This is a genomic window from Pseudomonas sp. PSE14 (assembly GCF_029203285.1).
GTDB lineage: Bacteria > Pseudomonadota > Gammaproteobacteria > Pseudomonadales > Pseudomonadaceae > Pseudomonas.
Genome location: NZ_CP115669.1, coordinates 5,739,139 through 5,762,271, shown reverse-complemented (window position 1 = coordinate 5,762,271; position 23,133 = coordinate 5,739,139). Strand labels below are relative to the sequence as shown.

The following is a 23,133-nucleotide window of genomic DNA, read 5'->3' as shown; positions in this document are numbered from 1 at the left end:
CTAAAGAATTGCTTGACGACCATAGAGCGTTGGAACCACCTGATCCCATCCCGAACTCAGCAGTGAAACGACGCATCGCCGATGGTAGTGTGGGGTTTCCCCATGTGAGAGTAGGTCATCGTCAAGCGCCTATCCCAAAGCCCCTGGTTAGCGAAAGCTGGCCGGGGGCTTTGCTTTTGCGCGCGGGAAAGTTGGGCTGGGTGCGGGTGCCTCCAACCCAACCCGAACCCGTAGTGCGTGCTGAGACGGCGGCTATCGCGGACGGAGTCCGCTCCTGCGGGTGCAATGCCCAGATCGGAGCGCATGCGACGGTGCGTGCTGTGGCGTCATTTCATCGATTATGACGGTGTGGCTGCCTGTTAAGGCTCGCGAGCAAGCTCGCTCCTACAAGGGCATACAGGGCCCTTCCACGGCTCTGGAGCACACCTTTCGCCATTTCCCCACGACTGTTTTGCCCTGCCATGCCGTTCGTGCAATCGGCTGATGGCATTTCATCCAACTGTCACATTCGCGTCATAGAGTCTTCATGCGGCCTGACGATACTGGCCCCCGTTCCATCCAACCCCATTCTCCTCAAGGAGCAAGGCATGAAACTCAAGCGTTTGATGGCGGCCCTGACCTTTGTCGCCGCGGGCGTAGGCACCGCCAGTGCGGTCGCCGCAATTGATCCGGCCCTGCCGGAATACCAAAAAGCCAGCGGTGTGTCGGGCAACCTGTCGAGCGTTGGCTCCGATACCCTGGCCAACCTGATGACCATGTGGGCCGAAGAGTACAAGCGCCTGTACCCGAACGTGAACGTGCAGATCCAGGCCGCCGGTTCCTCCACCGCGCCGCCGGCTCTGACCGAAGGCACCGCCAACCTGGGCCCAATGAGCCGCAAGATGAAGGACGTCGAGCTGCAGGCCTTCGAACAGAAGTACGGCTACAAGCCGACCGCTGTTCCGGTTGCCGTGGACGCCCTGGCGATCTTCGTGCACAAGGACAACCCCATCAAAGGCCTGACCATGCAACAGGTCGACGCCATCTTCTCCTCCACCCGTCTGTGCGGCGGCAAGTCGGAAGTGAAGACCTGGGGTGATCTGGGCCTGACCGGCGACTGGGCCAACAAGCCCGTGCAGCTGTTCGGTCGTAACTCCGTATCCGGCACCTACGGCTACTTCAAGGAAGAAGCCCTTTGCAAAGGCGACTACAAGCCGAACGTGAACGAGCAGCCGGGTTCGGCTTCCGTGGTTCAGTCGGTCAGCCAGTCCCTGAACGGCGTTGGCTACTCCGGTATCGGTTACAAGACCGCTAGCGTGAAGACCGTTGCCCTGGCCAAGAAGGAAGGCGGCGAGTTCATCGAAGACAACGAAACCAACGCCCTGAACGGTAGCTACCCGCTGTCCCGCTTCCTGTACGTCTACGTCAACAAGGCTCCGAACAAGCCGCTGAACCCGCTGGAAGCCCAGTTCCTGAAGATGGTGCTGTCCAAGACCGGCCAGCAGGTCGTGGTGAAAGACGGCTACATCCCGCTGCCGTCGAAAGTCGCCGAAAAAGCGATCAAGGACCTGGGTCTGTAATCAGCCCGCCAACCGGGCGGCCAGTGCCGCCCGGCATGGGCTGACGCCTTCCCGACCGGGCCCGCCAGCATGGCTCTGCTGGTGGGCTTTGTCGCGTCACCTCCATGTCATCTTTCTGTCACACAGAGCCGCTAGGGTGTCACTGCATGAACGACCTGGCCAACTCCCCGATGACTTCTTCTCTCCCCGAGCGGATCGATTTCAATACGCCTGCGCTGCAGCGCAAGCGCCGCATGCGTGCGCTCAAGGATCGACTCACCCGCTGGTACGTGCTGGTCGGCGGTCTCGCCGTCCTGGCTGCCATTACCCTGATTTTCTTCTACCTCGCCTATGTAGTGCTGCCGCTGTTCCGTGGCGCCACACTGGAGGCGCGCGACCCCCTGGCTCCGGCCTGGCTGAAGACGGCGCAAGCGCCGCTGCTGCTGAGCATCGAAGAGCAGAACATGGTGGGCATGCGCGTCGCCGCCAACGGCGAGGTGGTGTTCTTCGACGCGAAGAAAGGTGACGAGATGGACCGCGTCGCACTCAAGCTGCCTGCGGGCACCAGCGTGACCTCCATCGCCGAAGACCAGCCGGGTCAACCGACCGTGGCTCTGGGCCTGTCCAACGGCCAGGCGCTGGTGTTCAAGCACACCTATAAGGTCACCTACCCGGACAACAAGAAAACCATCACCCCGCAGATCAGCTACCCCTATGGCGAGACCGCGATCAACCTGGATACCCAGGGCCGCCCGCTGGAGCACGTAGCGATCGTCTCGGGTGATGAAGGCCTGCTGCTGGCCGCCTCCACTGGCAGCCAGATGCTCCTGCTCAGCCTGACCAGTCAGGAAAACATGCTGACCGGCGAGACCTCGCTGGAAGAAGAACGCATCGACCTGCCGCAGATTGCCGAGCCGGTGAAGGCGATCTACATGGACCCGCGCAAGCAGTGGCTCTATGTGATCAACGGCCGCGCGCAAGCCGACGTATTCAACCTCGGCACCCACCAGCTCAACGGCCGCTACAAGCTGCTGGATGACGCCTCCGCCGAAGTGACCGCCAGCAGCCAGCTGCTGGGAGGCATCTCGCTGATGGTCGGCGACTCCAAGGGCGGCATCGGCCAGTGGTTCATGGCCCGTGGCGAAGACGGCGAACCGCGCCTGTCCCATGTGCGCGACTTCAAGCTGGGTGACCAGCCGGTGACCGAAATTGCTCCCGAGCAGCGCCGCAAGGGCTTCCTGGCGCTCGACAAGCAGGGCAACCTCGGCATCTTCCACAGCACGGCGCATCGCACCCTGCTGGTGGAAAACGTTGCCCCGTCGGCCGGCCTGATGGCTCTGTCGCCGCGCGCTAACCGCCTGATCGTCGAGCAGGGCGGTGAACTGCGCCGCTTCAGCCTCAGCAACCCGCACCCGGAAGTGTCCTGGAGCGCGCTGTGGGGCAAGGTCTGGTACGAGAGCTACGACAAACCCAGCTACGTCTGGCAGTCCACCGCCGCGACCACTGACTTCGAGCCCAAGCTGAGCCTGTCGCCGCTGACCTTCGGCACCCTGAAGGCCGCGTTCTACGCGATGATCCTCGCAGCGCCGCTGGCCATCGCCGCCGCCGTCTACACCGCCTACTTCATGGCTCCGGGCATGCGCCGCAAGGTCAAGCCGGTCATCGAGCTGATGGAAGCGCTGCCGACCGTGATCCTCGGCTTCTTCGCCGGCCTGTTCCTCGCGCCTTACGTCGAAGGCCACCTGCCGGGCATCTTCAGTCTGCTGCTGCTTACGCCGCTGGGCATCCTGCTCGCCGGCCTGATCTGGAGCCGCCTGCCCGAACGCATCCGCCTGAGCCTGCCGGCCGGCTGGGAAGCGGCGATCCTGATCCCCGTGGTCCTCGCCACCGGCGCTTTCGCGCTGTGGATGAGCCCGCACCTGGAGACCATGTTCTTCGGCGGCGACATGCGCCTGTGGATCAGTCACGACCTGGGTATCACCTACGACCAGCGCAACGCCCTGGTAGTGGGTCTGGCCATGGGCTTCGCGGTGATCCCGAACATTTTCTCCATCGCCGAAGACGCCATCTTCAGCGTGCCCAAGAGCCTGACCTACGGCTCCCTGGCCCTGGGCGCCACGCCCTGGCAGACGCTGACCCGCGTGGTGATCCTGACCGCCAGCCCCGGCATCTTCTCCGCCCTGATGATCGGCCTGGGCCGTGCGGTGGGCGAGACCATGATCGTGCTGATGGCCACCGGCAACACCCCGGTGATGGACGTGAACATCTTCCAGGGCATGCGCACCCTTGCGGCGAACGTCGCGGTGGAAATGCCCGAGTCGGAGGTGGGCGGGACTCACTACCGTGTGCTGTTCCTCTCGGCACTGGTGCTGCTGTCCTTCACCTTCGTGATGAACACCCTGGCAGAGCTGATCCGTCAGCGCCTGCGCAAGAAATATGCGTCGCTCTAAGCGACGCCCGACGAGGCTAGTTCCGTGAAACAGAAACAGGAATCCGTCAAAGCGTGGTTTGCCAGCGGTACTCCCTGGGTGTGGATGAACGCCGGCGCGGTGTCCATCGCCGTGATCATGACCATCGGCCTGCTCGCCGTGATCGCCGTGCGCGGTCTCGGCCACTTCTGGCCGGCGGACGTGATCGAGGCGACCTACACCGTTCCCGGTGAAGCGCCCAAGACCCTGATCGGCGAAGAGGTGCAGGTCGAGCAGGTACCGCGCGAGCGTCTGCGTGGTGCCGGTCTGCCGGTGCCGGACAACGGTCCGGAGTTCATGACCCGCGAGCTGCTCAAGCTGGGCAACCGCGACCTCTACGGCAGCGACTTCTCCTGGGTGATCGGCGAGTGGCTGGGCGACAAGCGTCACCCGGCCGATCTGGTGACCCTGGAGCGCCGCGAGTGGGGCAACTTCTATGGCTATCTGCTGAACGTGAAGGAAAACGGCAAGGTGGTCGCCGAAGGTCCGGCCGCCATTGCCGAGCTGCAGACCCGTCTGAAGCGCGTCGACGAGCTCTACGCCAAGCTGTACCAGCTGGAGAAGAAGGACATCGGCGGCATCAACCACGGCCTCGAGCGCCTGCGCCTGAAAGAGCGCGGCCTGCAGCTCAACGGCAAGCTGGACGCCGCCGCCGAAGCCGATATCGCCGCCAGCCGTGCCGAGCTGAACGCCCAGTACAAGGTGCTGGAAGAGCAGCTCAATGCCCTGCACCAGGAATTCAACCGCGACAGCATCGCCATGCGCGATGCTACCGGCAAGGAAACCGAGATCACCCTGGGCAAGCTGGTGCACGCTTACCAGCCCAACGCCATGGGCATCGGCGCCAAGCTGAGCTTCTACTTCCAGAAGCTGTGGGAATTCCTCAGCGACGACCCGCGTGAAGCCAACACCGAGGGCGGCATCTTCCCGGCCATCTTCGGCACCGTGATGATGACCCTGGTAATGGCCGTGATCGTCACCCCGTTCGGTGTGATCGCCGCGGTCTACCTGCGCGAGTACGCCCGCCAGGGCCTGCTGACCCGCATCATCCGCATCGCGGTGAACAACCTCGCGGGCGTCCCGGCGATCGTCTACGGCGTGTTCGGCCTGGGCTTCTTCGTCTATGTGCTGGGTGGCTCAATCGACCGGATGTTCTTCCCCGAAGCCCTGCCGGCGCCGACCTTCGGCACGCCGGGCCTGTTCTGGGCTTCGCTGACCCTGGCGATCCTCGCCGTACCGGTGGTGATCGTGGCCACCGAGGAAGGCTTGGCGCGTATTCCGCGTGCCACCCGCGAAGGTTCCCTGGCCCTGGGCGCGACCAAGGCCGAGACCCTGTGGAAAGTGGTCCTGCCGATGGCCAGCCCGGCCATGATGACCGGCCTGATCCTCGCCGTAGCCCGTGCCGCCGGTGAAGTGGCGCCGCTGATGCTGGTGGGCGTGGTGAAGCTGGCCCCGGCGCTGCCGGTGGACGGCAACTACCCGTACGTGCACCTGGACCAGAAGATCATGCACCTGGGCTTCCACATCTATGACGTCGGTTTCCAGAGCCCGAACGTCGAGGCCGCGCGCCCGCTGGTGTACGCCACCGCGCTGCTGCTGGTGATGGTCATCGCCCTGCTGAACTTCTCGGCCATCGCCATCCGTAACCGCCTGCGCGAAAAGTACAAGGCGCTGGAAAACTGATTCTGCCGGCGGCGGGCCAGGCCCGCCGCCAAGCCTCCAAGGGAGACTGAAGATGCAACACGAAACCGCTACCCACGGCATCGACATCGGCGCGCTCGGCCGCGGCGACCGCCAGGGCATGAACCTGGAGAGCGAGACCGTCGCCCTCGAAGTACCCGGCCTGAGCCTGTTCTATGGCGAGAAGCAGGCGCTGTTCGATGTCAGCATGAACATCCCCAAGCAGCGCGTTACCGCCTTCATCGGCCCGTCCGGCTGCGGCAAGTCGACCCTGCTGCGCTGCTTCAATCGCATGAACGACCTGGTCGATGGCTGCAACGTGAAGGGCGAGATCCTTCTGGACGGCCACAACATCTTCGCCAAGAACGTGGACGTCGCCGAACTGCGCCGCCGCGTCGGCATGGTGTTCCAGAAGCCCAACCCGTTCCCCAAGAGCATCTACGAGAACGTGGTGTATGGCCTGCGCATCCAGGGCATCAACAAGAAGCGCGTGCTCGACGAAGCCGTTGAGTGGGCGCTGAAAGGCGCGGCCCTGTGGGACGAAGTGAAGGACCGCCTGCACGAGTCCGCCCTCGGCCTGTCCGGCGGTCAGCAGCAGCGTCTGGTCATCGCCCGCACCATCGCCGTGGAGCCGGAAGTCCTGCTGCTCGACGAACCCTGCTCGGCACTGGACCCGATCTCCACGCTGAAGATCGAAGAGCTGATCTACGAACTCAAATCCAAGTTCACCATCGTCATCGTGACCCACAACATGCAGCAGGCCGCGCGCGTCTCCGACTACACGGCGTTCATGTACATGGGCAAGCTGATCGAGTTCGGCGACACCGATACCCTGTTCACCAACCCGGCCAAGAAGCAGACCGAGGACTACATCACCGGTCGTTACGGCTAGTTTCGCGGTATTGCGTGCGCGGTAGAACTTCCCGGAGAACATCACAAGCCAGCGGCCCGGAGCCAGCGGCTTTCGCGGAGCGAACATGATCAACAAAGAAAGCCTGACCCACCACATCTCGCAGCAGTTCAACGCCGAGCTTGAAGATGTGCGCAGCCACCTGCTGGCCATGGGCGGTCTGGTGGAGAAGCAGGTCAACGACGCGGTCAACGCGCTGATCGACGCCGACTCGGGCCTGGCCCAGCAGGTGCGCGAGATCGACGACCAGATCAACCAGATGGAGCGCAACATCGACGAGGAATGCCTGCGCATCCTCGCCCGCCGCCAGCCGGCCGCCTCCGACCTGCGCCTGATCATCAGCATCTCCAAGTCGGTGATCGACCTCGAGCGCATCGGCGACGAAGCCTCGAAGATCGCCCGCCGCGCCATCCAGCTGTGCGAGGAAGGCGAGTCGCCGCGCGGCTACGTCGAGGTGCGCCACATCGGCAACCAGGTGCGCAAGATGGTGCAGGAGGCGCTGGATGCCTTCGCCCGCTTCGACGCAGACCTGGCGCTGTCTGTGGCGCAGTACGACAAGACCGTCGACCGCGAGTACAAGACCGCCCTGCGCGAACTGGTCACCTACATGATGGAAGACCCGCGCGCCATTTCCCGCGTGCTCAACGTCATCTGGGCCCTGCGTTCGCTGGAGCGCATCGGCGACCACGCACGCAACATCGCGGAACTGGTGATCTACCTGGTGCGCGGCACCGACGTTCGTCACCTGGGCCTGACCCGCATGAAGGAAGAAGTGCAGGGCACCGGTAACGGCAACAAGCCCGAATAAGGCTTGCGCCAGCGGCACCGACGAACCCGGCCAGGCGCCGGGTTCGTCATTTTATGGCCGACCGGTTCCGCGCCGATGGCATGTCGCCACTTAGCGAGGCTATTCTTCGCCCTATCGTTCGAAGGAGCTGCCGATGGGCAAGGTCAGTGTGCTGGTGGTGGATGACGCCCCGTTCATCCGGGATCTGGTGAAAAAGGGGCTGCGGGACCATTTCCCCGGCCTGCAGATCGAGGAGGCGGTGAACGGCCGCAAGGCGCAGCAGTTCCTCGCGCGCCAGAGCGTCGACCTGATCCTCTGCGACTGGGAGATGCCCGAGTTGTCGGGTATCGAGCTGCTGACCTGGTGCCGTGAGCAGGACGGCCTGAAGACCACGCCGTTCATCATGGTTACCAGTCGTGGCGACAAGGACAATGTGGTGCAGGCCATCCAGGCCGGCGTCTCCGACTTCATCGGCAAGCCGTTCTCCAATGACCAGTTGGTGAGCAAGGTGAAGAAGGCGCTGTCCCGCGCCGGCAAGCTCGAGGCACTGGCCGCCCAGGCGCCGCAGCGCAGCCTCGTCGGTTCCATGCCCAATGATTCGCTCAGTGCGCTGACCGGTGGCAAGGCTGATGTGGTGCGTCCGGCCCCAGCGCCACGTCCTGCTACTCCTGCTGCTACCCCGGCTGCCGCTGCGCCTGCCGCGCGTCCCGCCGCGAAGGGGCAGCAGGGCCAGTTGCGCCTGCCCCAGGCCAGCCTGCCGTGTGTGATCAAGGCCTTGAGCCTGAAGGAAGCGTTGCTGGTGGTGAAACGCGGTTCGCCGCTGCCACAGGTGCTGGAAAGCGCCGTGCTGGACCTGGAGGAAGACAGCGATGTGGCGCGGCTCAATGGCTACCTGCACGCCGTGGCAGCGCTGGAGCCCAAACCCGACAGCGAGTGGCTGCAGCTCACGTTCCGCTTCGTCGACCGCGATCCGCAGAAGCTCGACTACCTGTCGCGCCTGATCGCCCGTGGTAGCTCCCAGAAGCACTACGTGCCCGGCGCCTGATTGCGCGCCGACCGGTGGGCGGCACTGCTTCACACGCCGGCTGTCGGCAGGTCGCTCCGGGTCTGCCGCGCTGCTAGTCTTGCGGTTGTCGCCATACCTATAACCAGAGTCGACATGCTAGGGCGCAGTATCTTCCTGTGCGGTCTTTTGGCCGCATCAGGGACGGCTTCGGCCGTGACCATCTACAAGTACACCGACGCCAATGGCGTGGTCACCTACACGGACAAGGCCGTGCCGGGTGCGGCGGTGTTCGTCTTCCGCGACCGCATGGTCGAGCACCTGGAGCAGCAGGTGAAGCTTGAGACCAAGAAGCACGCCGGCGGCGAGACGCTGCAGGTGCGCAACGACCTGTACGCGCCAGTGGAAGTGGAGCTGAGCGTGACCGGTGCGCAGAACGCCATTGGCGTACCGGAGCGGCCGATCCGCTGGGTGCTGCCGCCGCGCAGCGCCATCCGCCTGGCAACGCTCACTCCGCGCGAACCCGGCAAGCCCATGCTGTACAAACCCAAGCTGCGCTATGCCTTGGGCGATCCGCGTCCGCAACCGCTGGCTTACCAGTACGCGTTGCCCTGGGTGGGCGGCCCGTTCCGCCTGACTCAGGGCGCCAATGGCCGCTACAGCCATTTTACGCCCAAGGGGCGCTACGCCATGGACATCGCCATGCCGGTGGGGACGCCCATCATCGCGGCCCGTGGCGGCATGGTGGTGAAGATCGAGAACGGCCAGGACGGGCGCGGCAAGAACCCGTCCGGCAACTTCGTGCGCATTCTGCATGACGACGGCACCATGGGGGTGTACCTGCACCTGATGCGCGGCTCGGTGCTGGTCCACGAGGGGCAGCGCGTCGCCACGGGCACCTCCCTGGCGCGCTCGGGTAACACCGGCAACAGCAGCGGCCCGCATCTGCACTTCGTGGTGCAGCGCAACGTCGGCCTGGATCTGGTATCGATTCCCTACAACTTCGCCCAGCCGGTGGACACCCTGCCGAACTTCGCGGTGGTGAAGGAAAACTGAGACGTAATCCCCTGTAGGAGCGAGCTTGCTCGCGAACCCGCCCAGCTCCGACGCTGCCGGTGAATACTGTTCGCGAGCAAGCTCGCTCCTACAATCAATGCCAGGTCTGCGGCTTTCGCTGTGCGCGAAAAAGCCGGACCGCGGAGAAGCTCCGCTCCTACGAGGGCGTACATGGCCAATAAAAAAGGCTGCCCGAGAGCAGCCTTTTTCGTCAGCAGACGATCAGTCCAGCTTCACCACCTTGGCGAGGACGATCTTCGGGCCTTTCATCTTCTTCACGATGATGCGCAGGCCTTCGGTATCGAGCACTTCCTCTTCTTCCGGCACGCGTTTGAGCGTGTCGTAGACCAGGCCGGCGAGGGTATCCGCCTCGACGTGGTCGAGGTCCAGGCTCAGCAGGCGCTCCAGCTTGAACAGCGGCGTGTCACCACGCACCAGCAGCTTGCCGGGCTGGTAGGCGACGATTCCGCGCTCGGCCTTGCGGTGTTCGTCCTGGATATCGCCGACCAGCACTTCCAGCACGTCTTCCATGGTCAGGTAGCCGATCACCTTGTGGTCGGCTTCCTCCACCAGGGCGAAGTGTGAACCGCCCTGGCGGAACTGCTCCAGCAGGCGCGCCAGCGGCATGTGCTTGGTCACCATTTCCAGCGGATGGGTCAGCTCGTCGAGGTCGAAGGACTCCGGCAGGCTCTCCAGCGTGGTCAGGGCCAGCAGCAGGTCCTTGATGTGCAGCAGGCCGATGAACTCGCCCTTGCCGCTGTCGTACACCGGGTAGCGGCTGTACTTGTGGCGGCGGATGGTGGCGAGGATGTCGTCCAGCGGCGCGCTGCGTTCCAGGTAGACCAGATCCTCGCGGGAGTTGGCCCAGTCCACGACTTCCAGTTCGCCCAGTTCCACCGCCGAGGCCAGCACGCGCATGCCCTGGTCGCTGGGGTCGTGGGCGCGGCTGGAGTGCAGGATCAGCTTGAGCTCGTCACGGCTGTAGTGATGTTCGTGGTGCGGGCCCGGTTCACCCTGGCCGGCGATCTTCAGGATGGTGTTGGCACTGGCATTGAGCAGCCAGATCGCCGGGTACATCAGCCAGTAGAACAGGTACAGCGGCACAGCGGTCCACAGCGACAGCAGCTCGGGCTTGCGGATGGCCCAGGACTTGGGCGCCAGCTCGCCGACCACGATGTGCAGGTAGGAAATGATGAAGAACGCGGTGAAGAACGACACGCCGCGGATGACTTCCTCGGAGTGCACGCCGACCGCGCCCAGCAGCGGCTCGAGCAGTTCGGCGAAGGCCGGCTCGCCGACCCAGCCCAGGCCCAGGGAGGCCAGGGTGATGCCGAGCTGGCAGGCGGAGAGGTAGGCGTCGAGCTGGTTGTGCACCTTGCGCAGGATGGTGCCCCGCCAGCCGTGCTGCTTGGCGATGGTCTCCACGCGGGTGGAGCGCAGCTTGACCATGGCGAACTCGGCGGCCACGAAGAAACCGTTGAGCACGACGAGGAAGAGAGCGAAGAGAATCAGGCCGAAATCGGCGAAGTAGGTCAGGAAGTTGCTACTAGGGGAAGGGTCCATGGTTCTGTTGGATAAGGAATGGACGGACAAGAATGCGGTTCACGGACGCCACTGGCAAGCCCGCTGATTGCAAACTCATGTGTACGAGCGCCCTCAGGCGCGACGCTCGACTTGTTGCGGCGGGAAGTGGCAGGTGAAGCTGCTGCCCTTGCCCGGCACGCTGCTGATGTCCAGAGTGCCGCGATGGCGCAGCAGCACGTGCTTGACGATGGCCAGCCCCAGGCCGGTGCCGCCGGTACTGGCGTTGCGGCTGGAGTCGACGCGGTAGAAGCGTTCGGTCAGGCGCGGCAGGTGCTTCGGATCGATGCCGATGCCGCTGTCCTGCACCGCCAGGTGTGCGCCCTGGTCGTCGGCCCACCAGCGAATGCGGATCTCGCCTTCCTCGGGGGTGTATTTCACGGCGTTGAACACCAGGTTGGAGAAGGCGCTGCGCAGCTCGGTCTCGCTGCCCTTGAGCTTCACCTTGGCGTCGGCCTCCAGGCTGATGCGGTGGTTGCGCGCGCCGGAGAGCGCCTGGGCATCGTTACGGATCGACAGCAGCAGCAGGTCAATCGCCACCGGCTTGTTGTCGCCCGGGTAGTCCGTGGCTTCCAGCTTGGCCAGCAGGAGCAGATCGTTGAGCAGGTTCTGCATGCGCCCCGCCTGCTGCTGCATCTGCTGCAGCGCGCGGGTCCAGCGCGGGTTCACGTCCTCGACGTTGTCCAGCAGCGTCTCCAGGTAGCCGGCGATCACCGTCAGCGGGGTACGCAGCTCGTGGGAGACGTTGGCGACGAAGTCCTTGCGCATCTGTTCCAGCTGATGGACGCGGGTCACGTCGCGCACCAGCATCAGGTGCTCGCCGGCCCCGTAGATGGTGATGTGGAACTGCAGGCGCAGGTTGTCGTTGATCGGCGAGGTGAGCTCCAGCGGCTCGCGGTAGTCCTCGTGGGCGAAGTATTCCTTGAAGCGCGGATGGCGGACCAGGTTGGTCACCGGCTGGCCACCGTCCTGCGGGCTCTTGAGGCCCAGCAGGCGTTCGGCGGACTGGTTCCACCACTCCAGGTTGCCGTCGCGGTCGAGCAGGATCATGCCGTCGCGCAGGGCCGCGGTGGACTCCTGCATGCGGTCGATCACTGCCTGCAGCCGGCCGCGCGCCTTCTGGTTGCGCCGCTGCAGGTGATAGATGCTGTCGAACACCTCGCCCCACAGGCCGTAGCCGTCGGGTGGGGCCTCATCGCTCTGGTGGGTCTTCAGCCACTGGTAGAGGCGCAGCAGCTGCCAGAGGGTCCAGCCGAGGTAGGCAGCCAGGGCCGCTGCCAGGGCCCAGCCCCATTGGCCGGAGATCAGTCCGACCAGCAGGCCGCCGCCGACGACTAACAACAGGTGGCGAATCAGCACGCCACTCCAGTTCTGGGTCACGAAATTCCGTTCCTTGTACCCGTCTTTGAGGGTCTGATGACGCTTCGCCGCGAGCCGCGTTGCTGCGTCATCAGACCCTCTGGGCCTGATCAGCTTTTGGTCGAGAAACGATAGCCGGTGCCGCGCACGGTCTGAACTAGATTTTCGTAGACCTCGCCCAGAGCCTTGCGCAGGCGGCGGATGTGCACGTCGACGGTACGTTCTTCCACGTAGACGTTGCCGCCCCAGACCTGGTCCAGCAGTTGGCCGCGGGTGTAGGCGCGCTCCTGGTGGGTCATGAAGAACTGCAGTAGGCGGTATTCGGTCGGGCCCATCTCGGCCGGCTTGCCGTCGATGGTCACGCGATGGCTGATCGGGTCGAGCATCAGGCCGCCGACTTCGATCGGCGTCTCGCTGTCGCCGGCGCCGGTGCGGCGCAGCACGGCTTTCAGTCGGGCCACCAGCTCGCGCGGGGAGAAGGGCTTGGTGATGTAGTCGTCGGCGCCGACTTCCAGGCCCTGGATCTTGTTGTCCTCTTCGCCCTTGGCGGTGAGCATGATGATCGGGATGCCCGAAGTCAGCTCGTCGCGCTTGAGGCGGCGGGCCAGTTCGATGCCGGAAGTGCCCGGCAGCATCCAGTCGAGCAGGATCAGGTCCGGCTTGCGGTCGACGATCACCGCGTGGGCCTGCTGGGCACTGTCGGCCTCAAGGCATTCGTAGCCGGCCATCTCCAGGGCCACGGCGATCATTTCCCGGATCGGAGCTTCGTCATCGACGATGAGGATTGTCTTGCCAACCATGCTGGTGCCTCAGGAATTTTCGTATTGCGCCGCATTAGATAACGGAATTATTTCAGGGATGTGACATGGGAATGTTAGCCGGGCCTCGTCGTAGAGCGCTCGTCTATGCTGAATCAGCGGCCGCGATTTCCGCTTGCGGCCGGCAGGCAATGCACCGGCCTGGTCGGCGGTGCGGCTGGCGCTGCGGCGCCGGCATGCCGCGATGACGGTTGCGAGTGCGTAGTCGACGTCGCCCTTGCGATAACACCCGCGCCGTTCCACCTCACCAGAGGAGACACGCGATGAAGAGGTTGCTCCCGGCCCTTGCCTTTGGGCTGGCCCTCCCGGCGATGGCCGTGCTGGCGGCCGAGCCGGCGATGGAAAAGAACGGCATGATGGTCGATGCCAAAGGCATGACGCTGTACACCTTCGACCAGGACAGCGGTGGCAAGTCGATGTGCAACGGTGGCTGCGCGCAGAACTGGCCGCCGCTGAAGGCCGCCGCCGACGCCAAGGCCATGGACGACTGGACGCTGGTCAAGCGCGATGACGGCAGCATGCAGTGGGCGTACTACGGCAAGCCGCTGTACACCTTCATTCAGGACAAGAAGCCGGGCGACATGAACGGCGAAGGGAAGATGGGCGTCTGGCACATGGCCAAGCCGCAGTAGCTCCAGCCGCTCGGTAGAGAGCTCTTGTAGGAGCGAGCTTGCTCGCGAACCCATGTCCCGTTGCCGGGGGTTCATTCGCGAGCAGGCTCGCTCCTGCGCAGGGCTGGCCTCAGCGCAGCGCGTAATCCAGTACCGTACCGAGGAAGATCGCCAGCCCCGCCCAGTGGTTGTGCAGGAAGGCCTTGAAGCATTTCATCGGCTCGCGGTCCCGGGTGGAGTGGAACTGCCAGGCGAAGCAGCCCGCCGCCACGGCCAGGCCCAGGTAGTAATACAGGTGCATCGCCAGCTTGTTGCCGGCCAGGATCAACAGCAGGAGCATCAGGCCCTGCAGGGTCAAGTTGATCGCCCGGTCGGCGTCGCCGAAGAGGATCGCCGTGGACTTCATGCCCATCTTCAGGTCGTCCTCGCGGTCGGTCATCGCGTAGTAGGTGTCGTAGGCCACAGTCCACAGCACATTGGCGAAGAACAGCAGCCAGGCCGCCGCCGGCAGCGTGCCGCCCGCCGCGGTGAAGGCCATGGGGATGCCCCAGGAGAAGGCCGCGCCCAGCACCACCTGCGGGTAGTAGGTGTAGCGCTTCATGAACGGGTAGAGCGCTGCGATCGCCGCGCCGCCGAAGGACAGCCAGATGGTCTGCGCGTTGGTGCACAGCACCAGCAGGAAGCTCAAACCCAGCAGTACGAAGAAGGTGATCCAGGCTTCGCGCACGGTGATCTTGCCGGTGGCCAGCGGGCGGGCCTTGGTGCGCTCGACGTGGCCGTCGAGCTTGCGGTCGGCAAAGTCGTTGATCACGCAGCCGGCGGCGCGCATCAGCACGGTGCCGACGACGAAGATCAGCAGGTTCTTCGCGCTGGGCACGCCGCCGCTGGCCATCCACAGCGCCCACAGGGTGGGCCACAGGAGCAGGTAGATGCCGATCGGCTTGTCCATGCGCGTCAGCTGGAGGAAGTCCCAGGCGCGGGGGTGCAGGCGGGCGAGGGGTTTGATCAGGGCGACGAACATGGCGGCCTCCGGAAACGATCCGGGGATTATACGGACTGTTCTTCCAGCCGGTGCCAGAGCGTGGGCAGGAATACTTCGGCGACCAGTACGCCGAGGCCGTCGCGGCTGAACAGCGAGCGGCGCCCCCAGGGACGCTCGACGCGCACGTCGGCGGGCAGGCAGGCGGCCGGATAGCGGCACACTTCGATGGGGCCGCGGTGGAAGGCGCGGTCGCTGAACAGCAGTTCGCCCAGGGAGCGGCTGCCGAGCAGGCGCAGGTCGAAGCCGGAGCCTTCCAGCGCGTGGTGCGCGGCGACGCTGCGGGCGAACACCCAGGGCTGGCCGTGGCCCTTGAGGTACACCTCACGAACCCAGCCCAGGCTGCCGTCGGCTACGCCCAGGGCGGTGCATTCGTCCGCGCGCATCCGGTGCCAGCCCTCGGCCAGCGGTTGCACTGCGAAGCCGCCGTCGGACAGTGCGGTCAGCCGGCGCGTCAGCGAACCCTCGTCGAACAGCCAGTCCAGAACCTGGGCGGAAGGCGCGGGATGCAACTGGGCGGCGGAGAGCCAGCGGGGCGGGTGGGACAGGGCTGCGTCGGGCACGGTGATGACTGCGGGTGACCAGGGACGCGGCAGCTTAACATGGCGGCTTTGCGCGGCCGATTGTGTTCTCTGCAAGAGTGCTTTACGCCATACCCCACCAAAGGTTTGGCCGGTCGGTCGGTACTTGCGCGCCGGCCCCATCGCCAGTACAAAGCCGGACATTGGATGCACTGACGTCCAAGCGACAAGAACACGAGGGTGAGAGCCGATGAAGAAGTGGCAGTGTGTGGTGTGTGGCCTGATCTATGACGAAACCAAGGGCTGGCCGGAAGAGGGCATCGCCGCCGGTACCCGCTGGGAAGACGTGCCGGAAGACTGGCTGTGCCCGGATTGCGGCGTGGGCAAGCTGGACTTCGAGATGATCGAAATCGGCTGATCCCATCTGGATGGATTCCCGCGACGGCGGCCTTCGGGTCGCCGTCTGCGTTTGTGGCTCCGGCAGGGCCGTGCCTGACGGCGTAAACTGGAAAAGCGCCGGGTTGGCCCAGCTGACGACCCCCGGCGGCGCTGCCGCCGTTGGCCGGTGCGCGCAAATTCGTTAGCTTCACCGGGCAATCGCAGGAGGGCTTGGCCGATGCGCAAATGGCAATGCGTAATCTGTGGCTTCATCTATGACGAGGCGCTGGGGCTGCCGGACGAGGGCATCGCGCCGGGTACCCGCTGGGAAGACATTCCCGCGGACTGGGTGTGTCCGGACTGCGGCACGGGCAAGATCGATTTCGAGATGATCGAGATCTCCTGAGAACCCATCCATGACCGGGTTGCGCGTCGGCATAACTGCGTTGGAAACGACCTCGAGATGCTCATGTACTGGAGTACATTCCGCTCCCTCGCTCGTTTCCGCCTTGTTCTGCTCCAGCTCGCCGGGTCCTGAATGGATTCTTGATGTCGGAAACCAACTTGCGACGGCCTTGACCGCCGTGGCGTCTTTACGAGGTGGAGAGAGCAATGAGTGACAACGCACCGCTGGTGATCATCGGTACGGGCCTGGCCGGCTACAACCTGGCGCGCGAGTGGCGCAAGCTCGATGGCGAGACGCCGCTGTTGCTGATCACTGCCGACGACGGCCGCTCCTACTCCAAGCCGATGCTCTCCACCGGGTTCTCCAAGGACAAGGACGCCGACGGCCTGGCCATGGCCGAACCGGGCGCCATGGCCGACCAGCTCAAGGCGCGCATCCTCACCCACACTCGCGTCACCGGTATCGATCCGGGCCACCGGCGCATCTGGATCGGCGAAGAGGAAATCCGCTACCGCGACCTGGTGCTGGCCTGGGGGGCGGACACCATTCGCGTGCCGGTGGAGGGTGACGCCCAGGACCTGATCTTCCCGATCAACGACCTGGAAGACTACGCGCGCTTCCGCAGCGCGGCGGCCGGCAAGCGCCGTGTGCTGCTACTGGGTGCCGGGCTGATCGGCTGCGAGTTCGCCAACGACCTCTCCAGTGGCGGTTTCCAGATCGAGGTGGTGGCGCCCTGCGAGCAGGTGATGCCCGGCCTGCTCCACCCAGCCGCCGCCCAGGCGGTGCAGCAAGGGCTGGAAAGCCTCGGCGTACGCTTCCACCTAGGACCGGTGCTGAATCGCCTGGTGCGCGCGGGCGATGCCCTGGAAGCGCACCTGTCCGACGGCAGCGTGATTGCCTGCGACCTGGTGGTTTCCGCCGTGGGCCTGCGTCCGCGCATCGACCTGGCCGCCGCCGCAGGGCTGGACGTCAATCGCGGCGTGATGGTCAACCGCGAGCTGCGTACCTCCCACGCCAACATCTATGCCCTGGGCGACTGCGCCGAGGTCGATGGCCTGAACCTGCTCTACGTGATGCCGCTGATGTCCTGCGCCCGTGCGCTGGCGCAGACCCTGGCGGGCAAGTCGACCACCGTGGCCTATGGCCCGATGCCGGTGACTGTGAAGACTCCGGTGTGCCCGCTGGTGGTCTCGCCGCCGCCGCGCGGCAGCGAGGGCGAATGGCAGGTGGAAGGCTCTGGCGCGGACCTCAAGGTGCTTTATCGGGATACCGCCGGTCGTTTGCTCGGTTATGCCCTGACCGGGGCGGCTGTCGGCGAAAAGCTCTCGCTTAACAAAGAGTTGCCGGCCCTGTTGGCGTAAAAGCCCTCTTTGGCGACGGTTTTACTGTGGGAATGTGCTCCAAAATTGTCAGACGATACTGGCGCGCCTGCGTGCGGCGTGCCATTCTCCCCCCGTCTGCCGCAGCCTAGAGCCTGTACGGCAAGCCTGCGGTGCCTTGGGCGCTGTTGGGAAGACAGCACGGACACAACAACAACAAACCGTCAAAGAGGCATCTATATCTATGCGTAAACCAGAACTGGCCGCCGCCATCGCCGAAAAGGCCGACCTCACCAAAGAACAAGCCAACAAGGTGCTGAATGCGCTGCTGGATGAAATCACTGGCGCGCTCAACCGCAAGGACAGCGTTACCCTTGTCGGTTTTGGTACCTTCATCCAGCGCCACCGTGGCGCCCGTACCGGCAAGAATCCGCAAACCGGCCAACCGGTAAAGATCAAAGCCAGCAACACCGTTGCCTTCAAACCCGGCAAGGCACTCAAAGACGCAGTCAACTGATCGCTCGCAGCCCGGAGCCAGAGCGGCTCCGGGTCGCCCCTCCGGTTACATAAACCCACCAAAAGATCGGATGTAGTCCCTTTTCACAGTGGCTACAATGCGCAGACTTTTGTCTCGAAAATCGAGGTTTGTGCATGAAATTTCGTCTTTTGCTGTGGTTGCTCGGGCGCATGATGGCCAAGGCCAGCCGCGAGAATCCGGCATTCCAGAAGCAACTGGAAGGCAAGGACCTGGTGTTCCAACTGCACACCCTCGACGGCAAGGTTGCCCGCCACTACATTGTCAAGGACCTGCGCGTCAGTGCCCGTCGCGGTACCCATCCGCAGCCGGCCTTCGCCCTCGGTTTCAAGGATGGCGCCTACGGCTTCGCCACCATGACCTCGAAGAACCCGCAGCTGGCGTTCATGCAGGGCATCCAGAACAAGGACATCCAGATCCAGGGCAACCCGGGCCTGGTGATCTGGTTCCAGGGACTGGTGAAGTACCTCAAGCCAAAGAAGAAAGCGGCACCGGCCAGCGATAAGAAGGCCGCCTGAGCCATTGCGCACCATGAAAAAAGGCCCCGGATGGGGCCTTTTTCATTTCAGCTGCGCTCAGTGCGGCGCGTTGAACTGGCTGGCCAGCTCGCGCAGCGCGGCTTCGGCATCCAGCACCTTGCGCACCGCGTCCTCGGCCTTGTCGCGGCTGATGTTCAGGCGCTCCAGCAGGTCCTGCGGAATGCCTGTCTCCGGGCCGCCGCCGATGCCATTGTTGCGCAGCAGTCGGGTCGCCAGGCACACCAGGTTGGCGTAGGTCGCGCAGTCGCCAGCGTAGCTGGGGTCGTGCTGGAAGCGCAGGGCGGTGTAGATCTCCTCGGGCATGTCCCAGGTGCGCATCAGCCAGGCGCCGATCTGCTCGCGGGTGATGCCCAGCAGGTGCTGCTCGACCAGGTTGTGTTCGACGTGCGGGTTCACTTCCAGGTGGCGGCAGATCAGCGAGAAATGCGGCGGGAAGATGTGCGCCAGCACCAGGTAGCCGATGCTGTGCAGCAGCCCGCCGAGGTAGGTCAGGCCGGCCTCCGGGCGCTCGGTGCGCGGGATGGCACGGGTCAGGCCCTCGATCACCGCGGCGGTGTAGATCGCCTGGTGCCAGTAGGGTGTGGCGTGCTGCGGCTGGTCCTTGGGCAGGCTCAGGGTCTTGCCCAGGGCGAGGCCCAGGGCCAGGTTGATCACCAGGTCAAAGCCCAGCACGCGGACGATGGCGTCTTCCACCGAGCGGATCTTGCCGGGGGCGGCGTAGTAGGGCGAGGCGGCCCAGCTCACCACCTGGGCGGCCAGCGCCGGGTCGGTTTCGACCACGCCGGTGATGTCGTCCACCGTGGCGTTGGGATCGACGCGCAGCTTGATGATCTTCTGTGCGGTTTCCGGCAGCGGCGGAATCTCGATGGTTTCCTCGAGACGCTGCTGGATGCGGCGGGCAGTGAAGGCCTGCACGGCCTGGGTGATTTCGGCGCGGTCGTCGTCCGGGCGGTCGAGGTTCGGCCGGATGGCCTCCAGCGGAACGCCGAAGCGTGCGGCGCTGGCCTTCTCCAGCAGGCCGCGGAAGGCCGGGGTGGCGATCTCCAGCAGGACGCCGGCGGTGCCGGATTCGATCAGCAGCTGCGGCTCCTGCAGCAGGCGGTCGTCATACAGGCAGGGCGAACTGGTCAGCGGCGGCAGCGCCGGCAGGCGGCTGAGCTGGTGTTTGCCGAGCATGCGCTCCATGCGTTCGGGCTTGACCGCCACCAGCTTGCGACCGGTCAACTCGGCCAGGCGATTGAGGTCGAGCAGTTGGCTCTGCGGGAACAACACCAGCAGCGTGCCGACGCTGTCTTCCAGCAGGCCTGCCTGGATGCGTCGAGTGCTGGACAGGGACGGGACGTCGCTGACCTCGCGATAGGCAATCCCCAGCTTGTCGAGCTGCTGCAGGATGACCTCGGGGGCCCGCGATGAGGCGGAAGTGGCGCGTGCGGCGTCGCTCATGAATGTGATCCGGTTATCAACGGCTGGGTCGGAGTATAACCAGCCAGTCAGCGTGACCGCGCAGTCAGCCGACCGGCGAGAGTGAACTGGATCACACTTGCCCGTATTGCTGGCCGTGGCGCAGCCAGCGCGCCAGCAAGGGGCTGACCGATTGCGGCCAGTGCGCCAGCAGCGCCTGCGCCGCGTCGCGCACGGCCGGCAGCAGGTCGGCGTCGCGCATCAGGTCGGCGACCTTGAATTGCAGCAGGCCTGTCTGGCGGGTGCCGAGCATTTCACCGGGGCCGCGCAGTTCCAGGTCCTTCTCGGCGATGACGAAGCCGTCGCAGGTCTCGCGCATGATCCCCAGGCGCTCGCGGCCGATCTGTGACAGCGGCGGGTGGTAGAGCAGCACGCAGTGGCTCGCCGCGCTGCCCCGGCCGACGCGGCCGCGCAGCTGGTGGAGCTGGGCCAGGCCGAGGCGCTCGGGGTTCTCGATGATCATCAGGCTGGCGTTGGGCACGTCCACGCCGACCTCGATCACGGTGGTGGCGACCAGCAGTTGCAGCATGCCTTCCTTGAAGGCTTCCATCACCACGGCCTTGTCTGCCGGCTTCATGCGCCCGTGGATCAGGCCGACGCGCAGCTCGCCCAGCGCCGAGGAGAGTTCCTCGTAGGTGGTTTCAGCCGCCTGGCAGGTCAGCTCTTCGGACTCCTCGATCAGCGTGCACACCCAGTAGGCCTGGCGGCCTTCCTGGCAGGCGGCGCGGACCCGCTCGATCACTTCGATGCGGCGGCTGTCGGCCACCAGCACGGTATTCACCGGTGTGCGGCCGGGCGGCAGCTCGTCGAGGATCGAGGTATCCAGGTCGGCGTAAGCGCTCATCGCCAGGGTCCGCGGGATGGGAGTGGCGGTCATGATCAGCTGGTGCGGGCAGAGCCGGCCGTCCACGCCCTTCTGGCGCAGGGCGAGGCGCTGCTGCACGCCGAAGCGGTGCTGTTCGTCGATGATCACCAGGGCCAGGCGCTTGAACTTCACTTCGTCCTGGAACAGCGCATGGGTGCCGACGATCATCGGTACGCCGCTGGCGATCTGCTCCAGCGCGCTGGCGCGGGCCTTGCCCTTGAGCTTGCCGGCCAGCCATGCGACCTCGATGCCCAGCGGCTGCAGCCATTTGCTGAAGTTGAGGAAGTGCTGCTCGGCGAGAATTTCGGTCGGCGCCATCAGCGCCACCTGGTAGCCGGCCTCCAGCGCCTGCAGGGCCGCAAGGGCAGCGACCACGGTCTTGCCGGCGCCCACATCACCCTGCACGAGGCGCAGCATGGGTTCGGGTTGGGCGAGGTCGTAAGCGATTTCCGCGCCGACCCGTTGCTGCGCGCCGGTGGGCTTGAAGCCGAGATTCTTCAGGTACAGCGCCGGCAGGCGCTTGGCCGGCGGCAGCTGCGGTGCCGCCTGGGAGCGCACGCTTTCGCGCAGGCGTTGCAGCGACAGCTGATGGGTCAGCAGCTCCTCGAAGGCGAGGCGGTGCTGGGCCCAGTGACGGCCTTCGGCGAGCTCTTCCAGGTCAGCGTCCGGCGGCGGCCGGTGCAGGTAGCGGATGGCTTCGTCCAGTGGGCCCAGGCGGTAGTCGCGGGCCAGCTCCGCCGGCAGCCAGTCCGGCAGACTTGAGGGCCCCAGGCGCTGCAGCGTCTGCTCGCTGAGCTGGCGCAGGCGCTGTTGGGTGAGGCCTTCGGTGGTCGGGTAGATCGGCGTCAGCGTCTGCTCCACCGGCGCGGCGACGGTATCGGTGAGCGAGCGGTATTCGGGGTGGTAAATCTCCAGACCCGAGGCGCCGGGGCGCGCTTCCCCGTAGCAGCGCAGGTGCGTGCCACGCTTGAGGTTTTCCTTCTGCGCCTGGCTGAAGTGGTAGAAGCGCAGGCTCAGGGTGCCGGTGCCGTCCTGCAGGCGCACCAGCAGGCTGCGGCGCTTGCCCATCACCACGTCAGCGCCGGAGACCACGCCTTCGACCACCGCATCCTGCCCCGGACGCAGCGCACCAATGGGCGTGATACGGGTACGGTCCTGGTAGCGCAGCGGCAGGTGGAAAAGGATGTCCTGGAGGTTCTCCAGGCCGACCTTCGCCAGCTTCTCTTCCAGCGCGGCGCCCACGCCCTTGAGCGCGGTGACCGGGACGTTCGACAGCTCGGTCATGCCGGCTCGGCTTCACCCTTGACGGTCGGCTTGGCGACCGAACACAGGCGGATCGAGTCCGCCAGCACCTCGATGGCGCGCGGCCGCGGGAAGCTGGCGCGCCAGGCGATGGCGACGGTACGGAAGGGGACCGGCGCGGTGAACGGGCGAACTTCGATCACGCCGGGCGCGTAGTGGTGGCTGTCCACGGCGGAGAACGGCAGCACCGACACGCCCAGGCCCGAGGCGACCATGTGGCGAATGGTTTCCAGCGAACTGGATTCCACCGTGGTGTGCTTGTTCTCGTCGCCCTTGCGGGTGGTCGGGCAGGCTTCCAGCACCTGGTCGCGGAAGCAGTGGCCCTCGCCGAGCAGCAACAGGCTCTTGTCGTTGAGCAGTTCGGCGTCGATGGATTTTTTCGCCGTCCAGGCGTGGTCGGCGGGCATCAGTACGTAGAACGGTTCGTCGAACAGCGGCAGGGTCAGCACGTCGGCTTCCTGGAACGGCAGGGCGATGATGATCGCGTCCAGTTCGCCGGTGCGCAGCTTGTCGCGCAGGATGTGGGTGAAGTTTTCCTCGATGTACAGCGGCATCTGCGGGGCGACCCGGTGCAGCTGCGGAATCAAGTGCGGGAACAGGTACGGGCCGATGGTGTAGATGGCACCGACCTTCAGCGGCGAGGTCAGCTGGTTCTTGCCGGCCTGGGCCAGTTCACGGATACCCTGGGCCTGCTCCAGCACCTTCTGCGCCTGTGCCACGATGCCTTCACCGACCGGGGTCAGGCGCACCGCGCTCTTGCTGCGTTCGAAGATCAGCACGCCGAGCTCGTCTTCCAGCTTCTTCACGCCCACCGACAGGGTCGGCTGGCTGACGTGGCAGCGCTCGGCGGCGCGGCCGAAATGTTGCTCCTGGGCAAGCGTGACGATGTAGCGCAGTTCGGTAAGGGTCATGGCATTGAATCCGTTGAGGTGGCCCAAGCATAGCGGCTGCACCGCC

General features: G+C 65.2%; 21 protein-coding genes and 1 rRNA gene. 14 read left to right on the top strand and 8 right to left on the bottom strand.

Going from position 1 to position 23,133, the window contains the following annotated elements:
* Positions 1-11 precede the first annotated feature (11 nt).
* From rrf to O6P39_RS26335, 8 genes are all read left to right on the top strand, one after another.
* Positions 12-127: ribosomal RNA gene (rrf, locus tag O6P39_RS26370) — 5S ribosomal RNA — on the top strand.
* 460 nt (positions 128-587) lie between these two features.
* Positions 588-1,559 (top strand): phosphate ABC transporter substrate-binding protein PstS, encoded by a 972-nt coding sequence (pstS, locus tag O6P39_RS26365; RefSeq protein ID WP_243803870.1) that lies wholly within the window; start codon positions 588-590, stop codon positions 1,557-1,559.
* A gap of 395 nt (positions 1,560-1,954) precedes the next feature.
* On the top strand, positions 1,955-3,988 hold the full coding sequence (locus O6P39_RS26360; protein ID WP_275612035.1) for an ABC transporter permease subunit: 2,034 nt from the start codon (positions 1,955-1,957) through the stop codon (positions 3,986-3,988).
* A 24-nt stretch (positions 3,989-4,012) separates the two neighbouring features.
* On the top strand, positions 4,013-5,689 hold the full coding sequence (gene pstA, locus O6P39_RS26355) for a phosphate ABC transporter permease PstA (protein WP_275609296.1): 1,677 nt from the start codon (positions 4,013-4,015) through the stop codon (positions 5,687-5,689).
* 52 nt (positions 5,690-5,741) lie between these two features.
* Complete coding sequence (gene pstB / locus O6P39_RS26350; RefSeq protein WP_015479583.1) at positions 5,742-6,578, top strand: phosphate ABC transporter ATP-binding protein PstB; 837 nt, start codon at positions 5,742-5,744, stop codon at positions 6,576-6,578.
* An 85-nt stretch (positions 6,579-6,663) separates the two neighbouring features.
* Positions 6,664-7,404 (top strand): phosphate signaling complex protein PhoU, encoded by a 741-nt coding sequence (gene phoU, locus O6P39_RS26345; RefSeq protein ID WP_275609295.1) that lies wholly within the window; start codon positions 6,664-6,666, stop codon positions 7,402-7,404.
* A 133-nt stretch (positions 7,405-7,537) separates the two neighbouring features.
* Positions 7,538-8,428 carry a response regulator gene (locus O6P39_RS26340; RefSeq protein WP_275609294.1) on the top strand — a complete coding sequence of 297 codons (891 nt, stop codon included), beginning with the start codon at positions 7,538-7,540 and terminating at the stop codon, positions 8,426-8,428.
* Positions 8,429-8,542: 114 nt separating this feature from the next.
* Entirely contained in the window at positions 8,543-9,442 is a 900-nt protein-coding gene (locus O6P39_RS26335) for a peptidoglycan DD-metalloendopeptidase family protein (RefSeq protein ID WP_275609293.1), read from the top strand.
* Positions 9,443-9,664: 222 nt separating this feature from the next.
* Here the strand turns inward: O6P39_RS26335 and O6P39_RS26330 are convergent, their stop codons facing one another.
* The 3 genes from O6P39_RS26330 to phoB all read right to left on the bottom strand — a co-directional run bounded on the left by O6P39_RS26330 (position 9,665) and on the right by phoB (position 13,182).
* The gene (locus tag O6P39_RS26330) at positions 9,665-11,005 is read right to left on the bottom strand and encodes a hemolysin family protein (protein ID WP_275609292.1); all 1,341 of its coding nucleotides are present in this window, start codon (positions 11,003-11,005) and stop codon (positions 9,665-9,667) included.
* Positions 11,006-11,098: 93 nt separating this feature from the next.
* Positions 11,099-12,403 carry a phosphate regulon sensor histidine kinase PhoR gene (phoR, locus tag O6P39_RS26325; protein WP_275609291.1) on the bottom strand — a complete coding sequence of 435 codons (1,305 nt, stop codon included), beginning with the start codon at positions 12,401-12,403 and terminating at the stop codon, positions 11,099-11,101.
* Between the two features lie 89 nt (positions 12,404-12,492).
* Positions 12,493-13,182: a phosphate regulon transcriptional regulator PhoB gene (gene phoB / locus O6P39_RS26320; protein ID WP_275609290.1), complete on the bottom strand. Its 690-nt coding sequence runs from the start codon at positions 13,180-13,182 to the stop codon at positions 12,493-12,495.
* Between the two features lie 281 nt (positions 13,183-13,463).
* Here phoB and O6P39_RS26315 point away from each other — a divergent pair, with 281 nt between their 5' ends.
* The gene (locus tag O6P39_RS26315; protein WP_275609289.1) at positions 13,464-13,832 is read left to right on the top strand and encodes a hypothetical protein; all 369 of its coding nucleotides are present in this window, start codon (positions 13,464-13,466) and stop codon (positions 13,830-13,832) included.
* 109 nt (positions 13,833-13,941) lie between these two features.
* Here O6P39_RS26315 and ubiA read toward each other — a convergent pair whose 3' ends face one another.
* Together ubiA and O6P39_RS26305 are read right to left on the bottom strand one after the other, a co-directional pair.
* The gene (ubiA, locus tag O6P39_RS26310) at positions 13,942-14,832 is read right to left on the bottom strand and encodes a 4-hydroxybenzoate octaprenyltransferase (RefSeq protein ID WP_275609288.1); all 891 of its coding nucleotides are present in this window, start codon (positions 14,830-14,832) and stop codon (positions 13,942-13,944) included.
* Between the two features lie 26 nt (positions 14,833-14,858).
* Entirely contained in the window at positions 14,859-15,413 is a 555-nt protein-coding gene (locus tag O6P39_RS26305; RefSeq protein WP_275609287.1) for a chorismate lyase, read from the bottom strand.
* A gap of 208 nt (positions 15,414-15,621) precedes the next feature.
* On the opposite strand from O6P39_RS26305, the gene O6P39_RS26300 reads away from it, so the two are divergent.
* The 5 genes from O6P39_RS26300 to O6P39_RS26280 all read left to right on the top strand — a co-directional run bounded on the left by O6P39_RS26300 (position 15,622) and on the right by O6P39_RS26280 (position 18,527).
* A complete protein-coding gene (locus O6P39_RS26300) occupies positions 15,622-15,789 on the top strand; it encodes a rubredoxin (RefSeq protein WP_015479573.1) in 168 nt (55 codons plus the stop codon).
* A gap of 198 nt (positions 15,790-15,987) precedes the next feature.
* Positions 15,988-16,155, top strand: coding sequence for a rubredoxin (locus tag O6P39_RS26295; RefSeq protein ID WP_275609286.1), 168 nt, complete (start codon positions 15,988-15,990; stop codon positions 16,153-16,155).
* A 206-nt stretch (positions 16,156-16,361) separates the two neighbouring features.
* On the top strand, positions 16,362-17,516 hold the full coding sequence (locus O6P39_RS26290; RefSeq protein ID WP_275609285.1) for an FAD-dependent oxidoreductase: 1,155 nt from the start codon (positions 16,362-16,364) through the stop codon (positions 17,514-17,516).
* A 202-nt stretch (positions 17,517-17,718) separates the two neighbouring features.
* Positions 17,719-17,991: an HU family DNA-binding protein gene (locus tag O6P39_RS26285; protein WP_009614168.1), complete on the top strand. Its 273-nt coding sequence runs from the start codon at positions 17,719-17,721 to the stop codon at positions 17,989-17,991.
* Between the two features lie 134 nt (positions 17,992-18,125).
* Positions 18,126-18,527, top strand: a complete 402-nt coding sequence (locus tag O6P39_RS26280; protein WP_275609284.1) for a helicase — start codon at positions 18,126-18,128, stop codon at positions 18,525-18,527.
* A 57-nt stretch (positions 18,528-18,584) separates the two neighbouring features.
* Here the strand turns inward: O6P39_RS26280 and O6P39_RS26275 are convergent, their stop codons facing one another.
* The 3 genes from O6P39_RS26275 to oxyR all read right to left on the bottom strand — a co-directional run bounded on the left by O6P39_RS26275 (position 18,585) and on the right by oxyR (position 23,087).
* Positions 18,585-19,991, bottom strand: a complete 1,407-nt coding sequence (locus O6P39_RS26275) for an aminoacyl-tRNA deacylase and HDOD domain-containing protein (RefSeq protein WP_275609283.1) — start codon at positions 19,989-19,991, stop codon at positions 18,585-18,587.
* A 91-nt stretch (positions 19,992-20,082) separates the two neighbouring features.
* Positions 20,083-22,158 carry an ATP-dependent DNA helicase RecG gene (gene recG / locus O6P39_RS26270; RefSeq protein ID WP_275609282.1) on the bottom strand — a complete coding sequence of 692 codons (2,076 nt, stop codon included), beginning with the start codon at positions 22,156-22,158 and terminating at the stop codon, positions 20,083-20,085.
* Complete coding sequence (gene oxyR, locus O6P39_RS26265; protein ID WP_275609281.1) at positions 22,155-23,087, bottom strand: oxidative stress transcriptional regulator OxyR; 933 nt, start codon at positions 23,085-23,087, stop codon at positions 22,155-22,157. Before oxyR ends, recG begins: the two co-directional genes overlap by 4 nt.
* Positions 23,088-23,133: the final 46 nt, after the last annotated feature.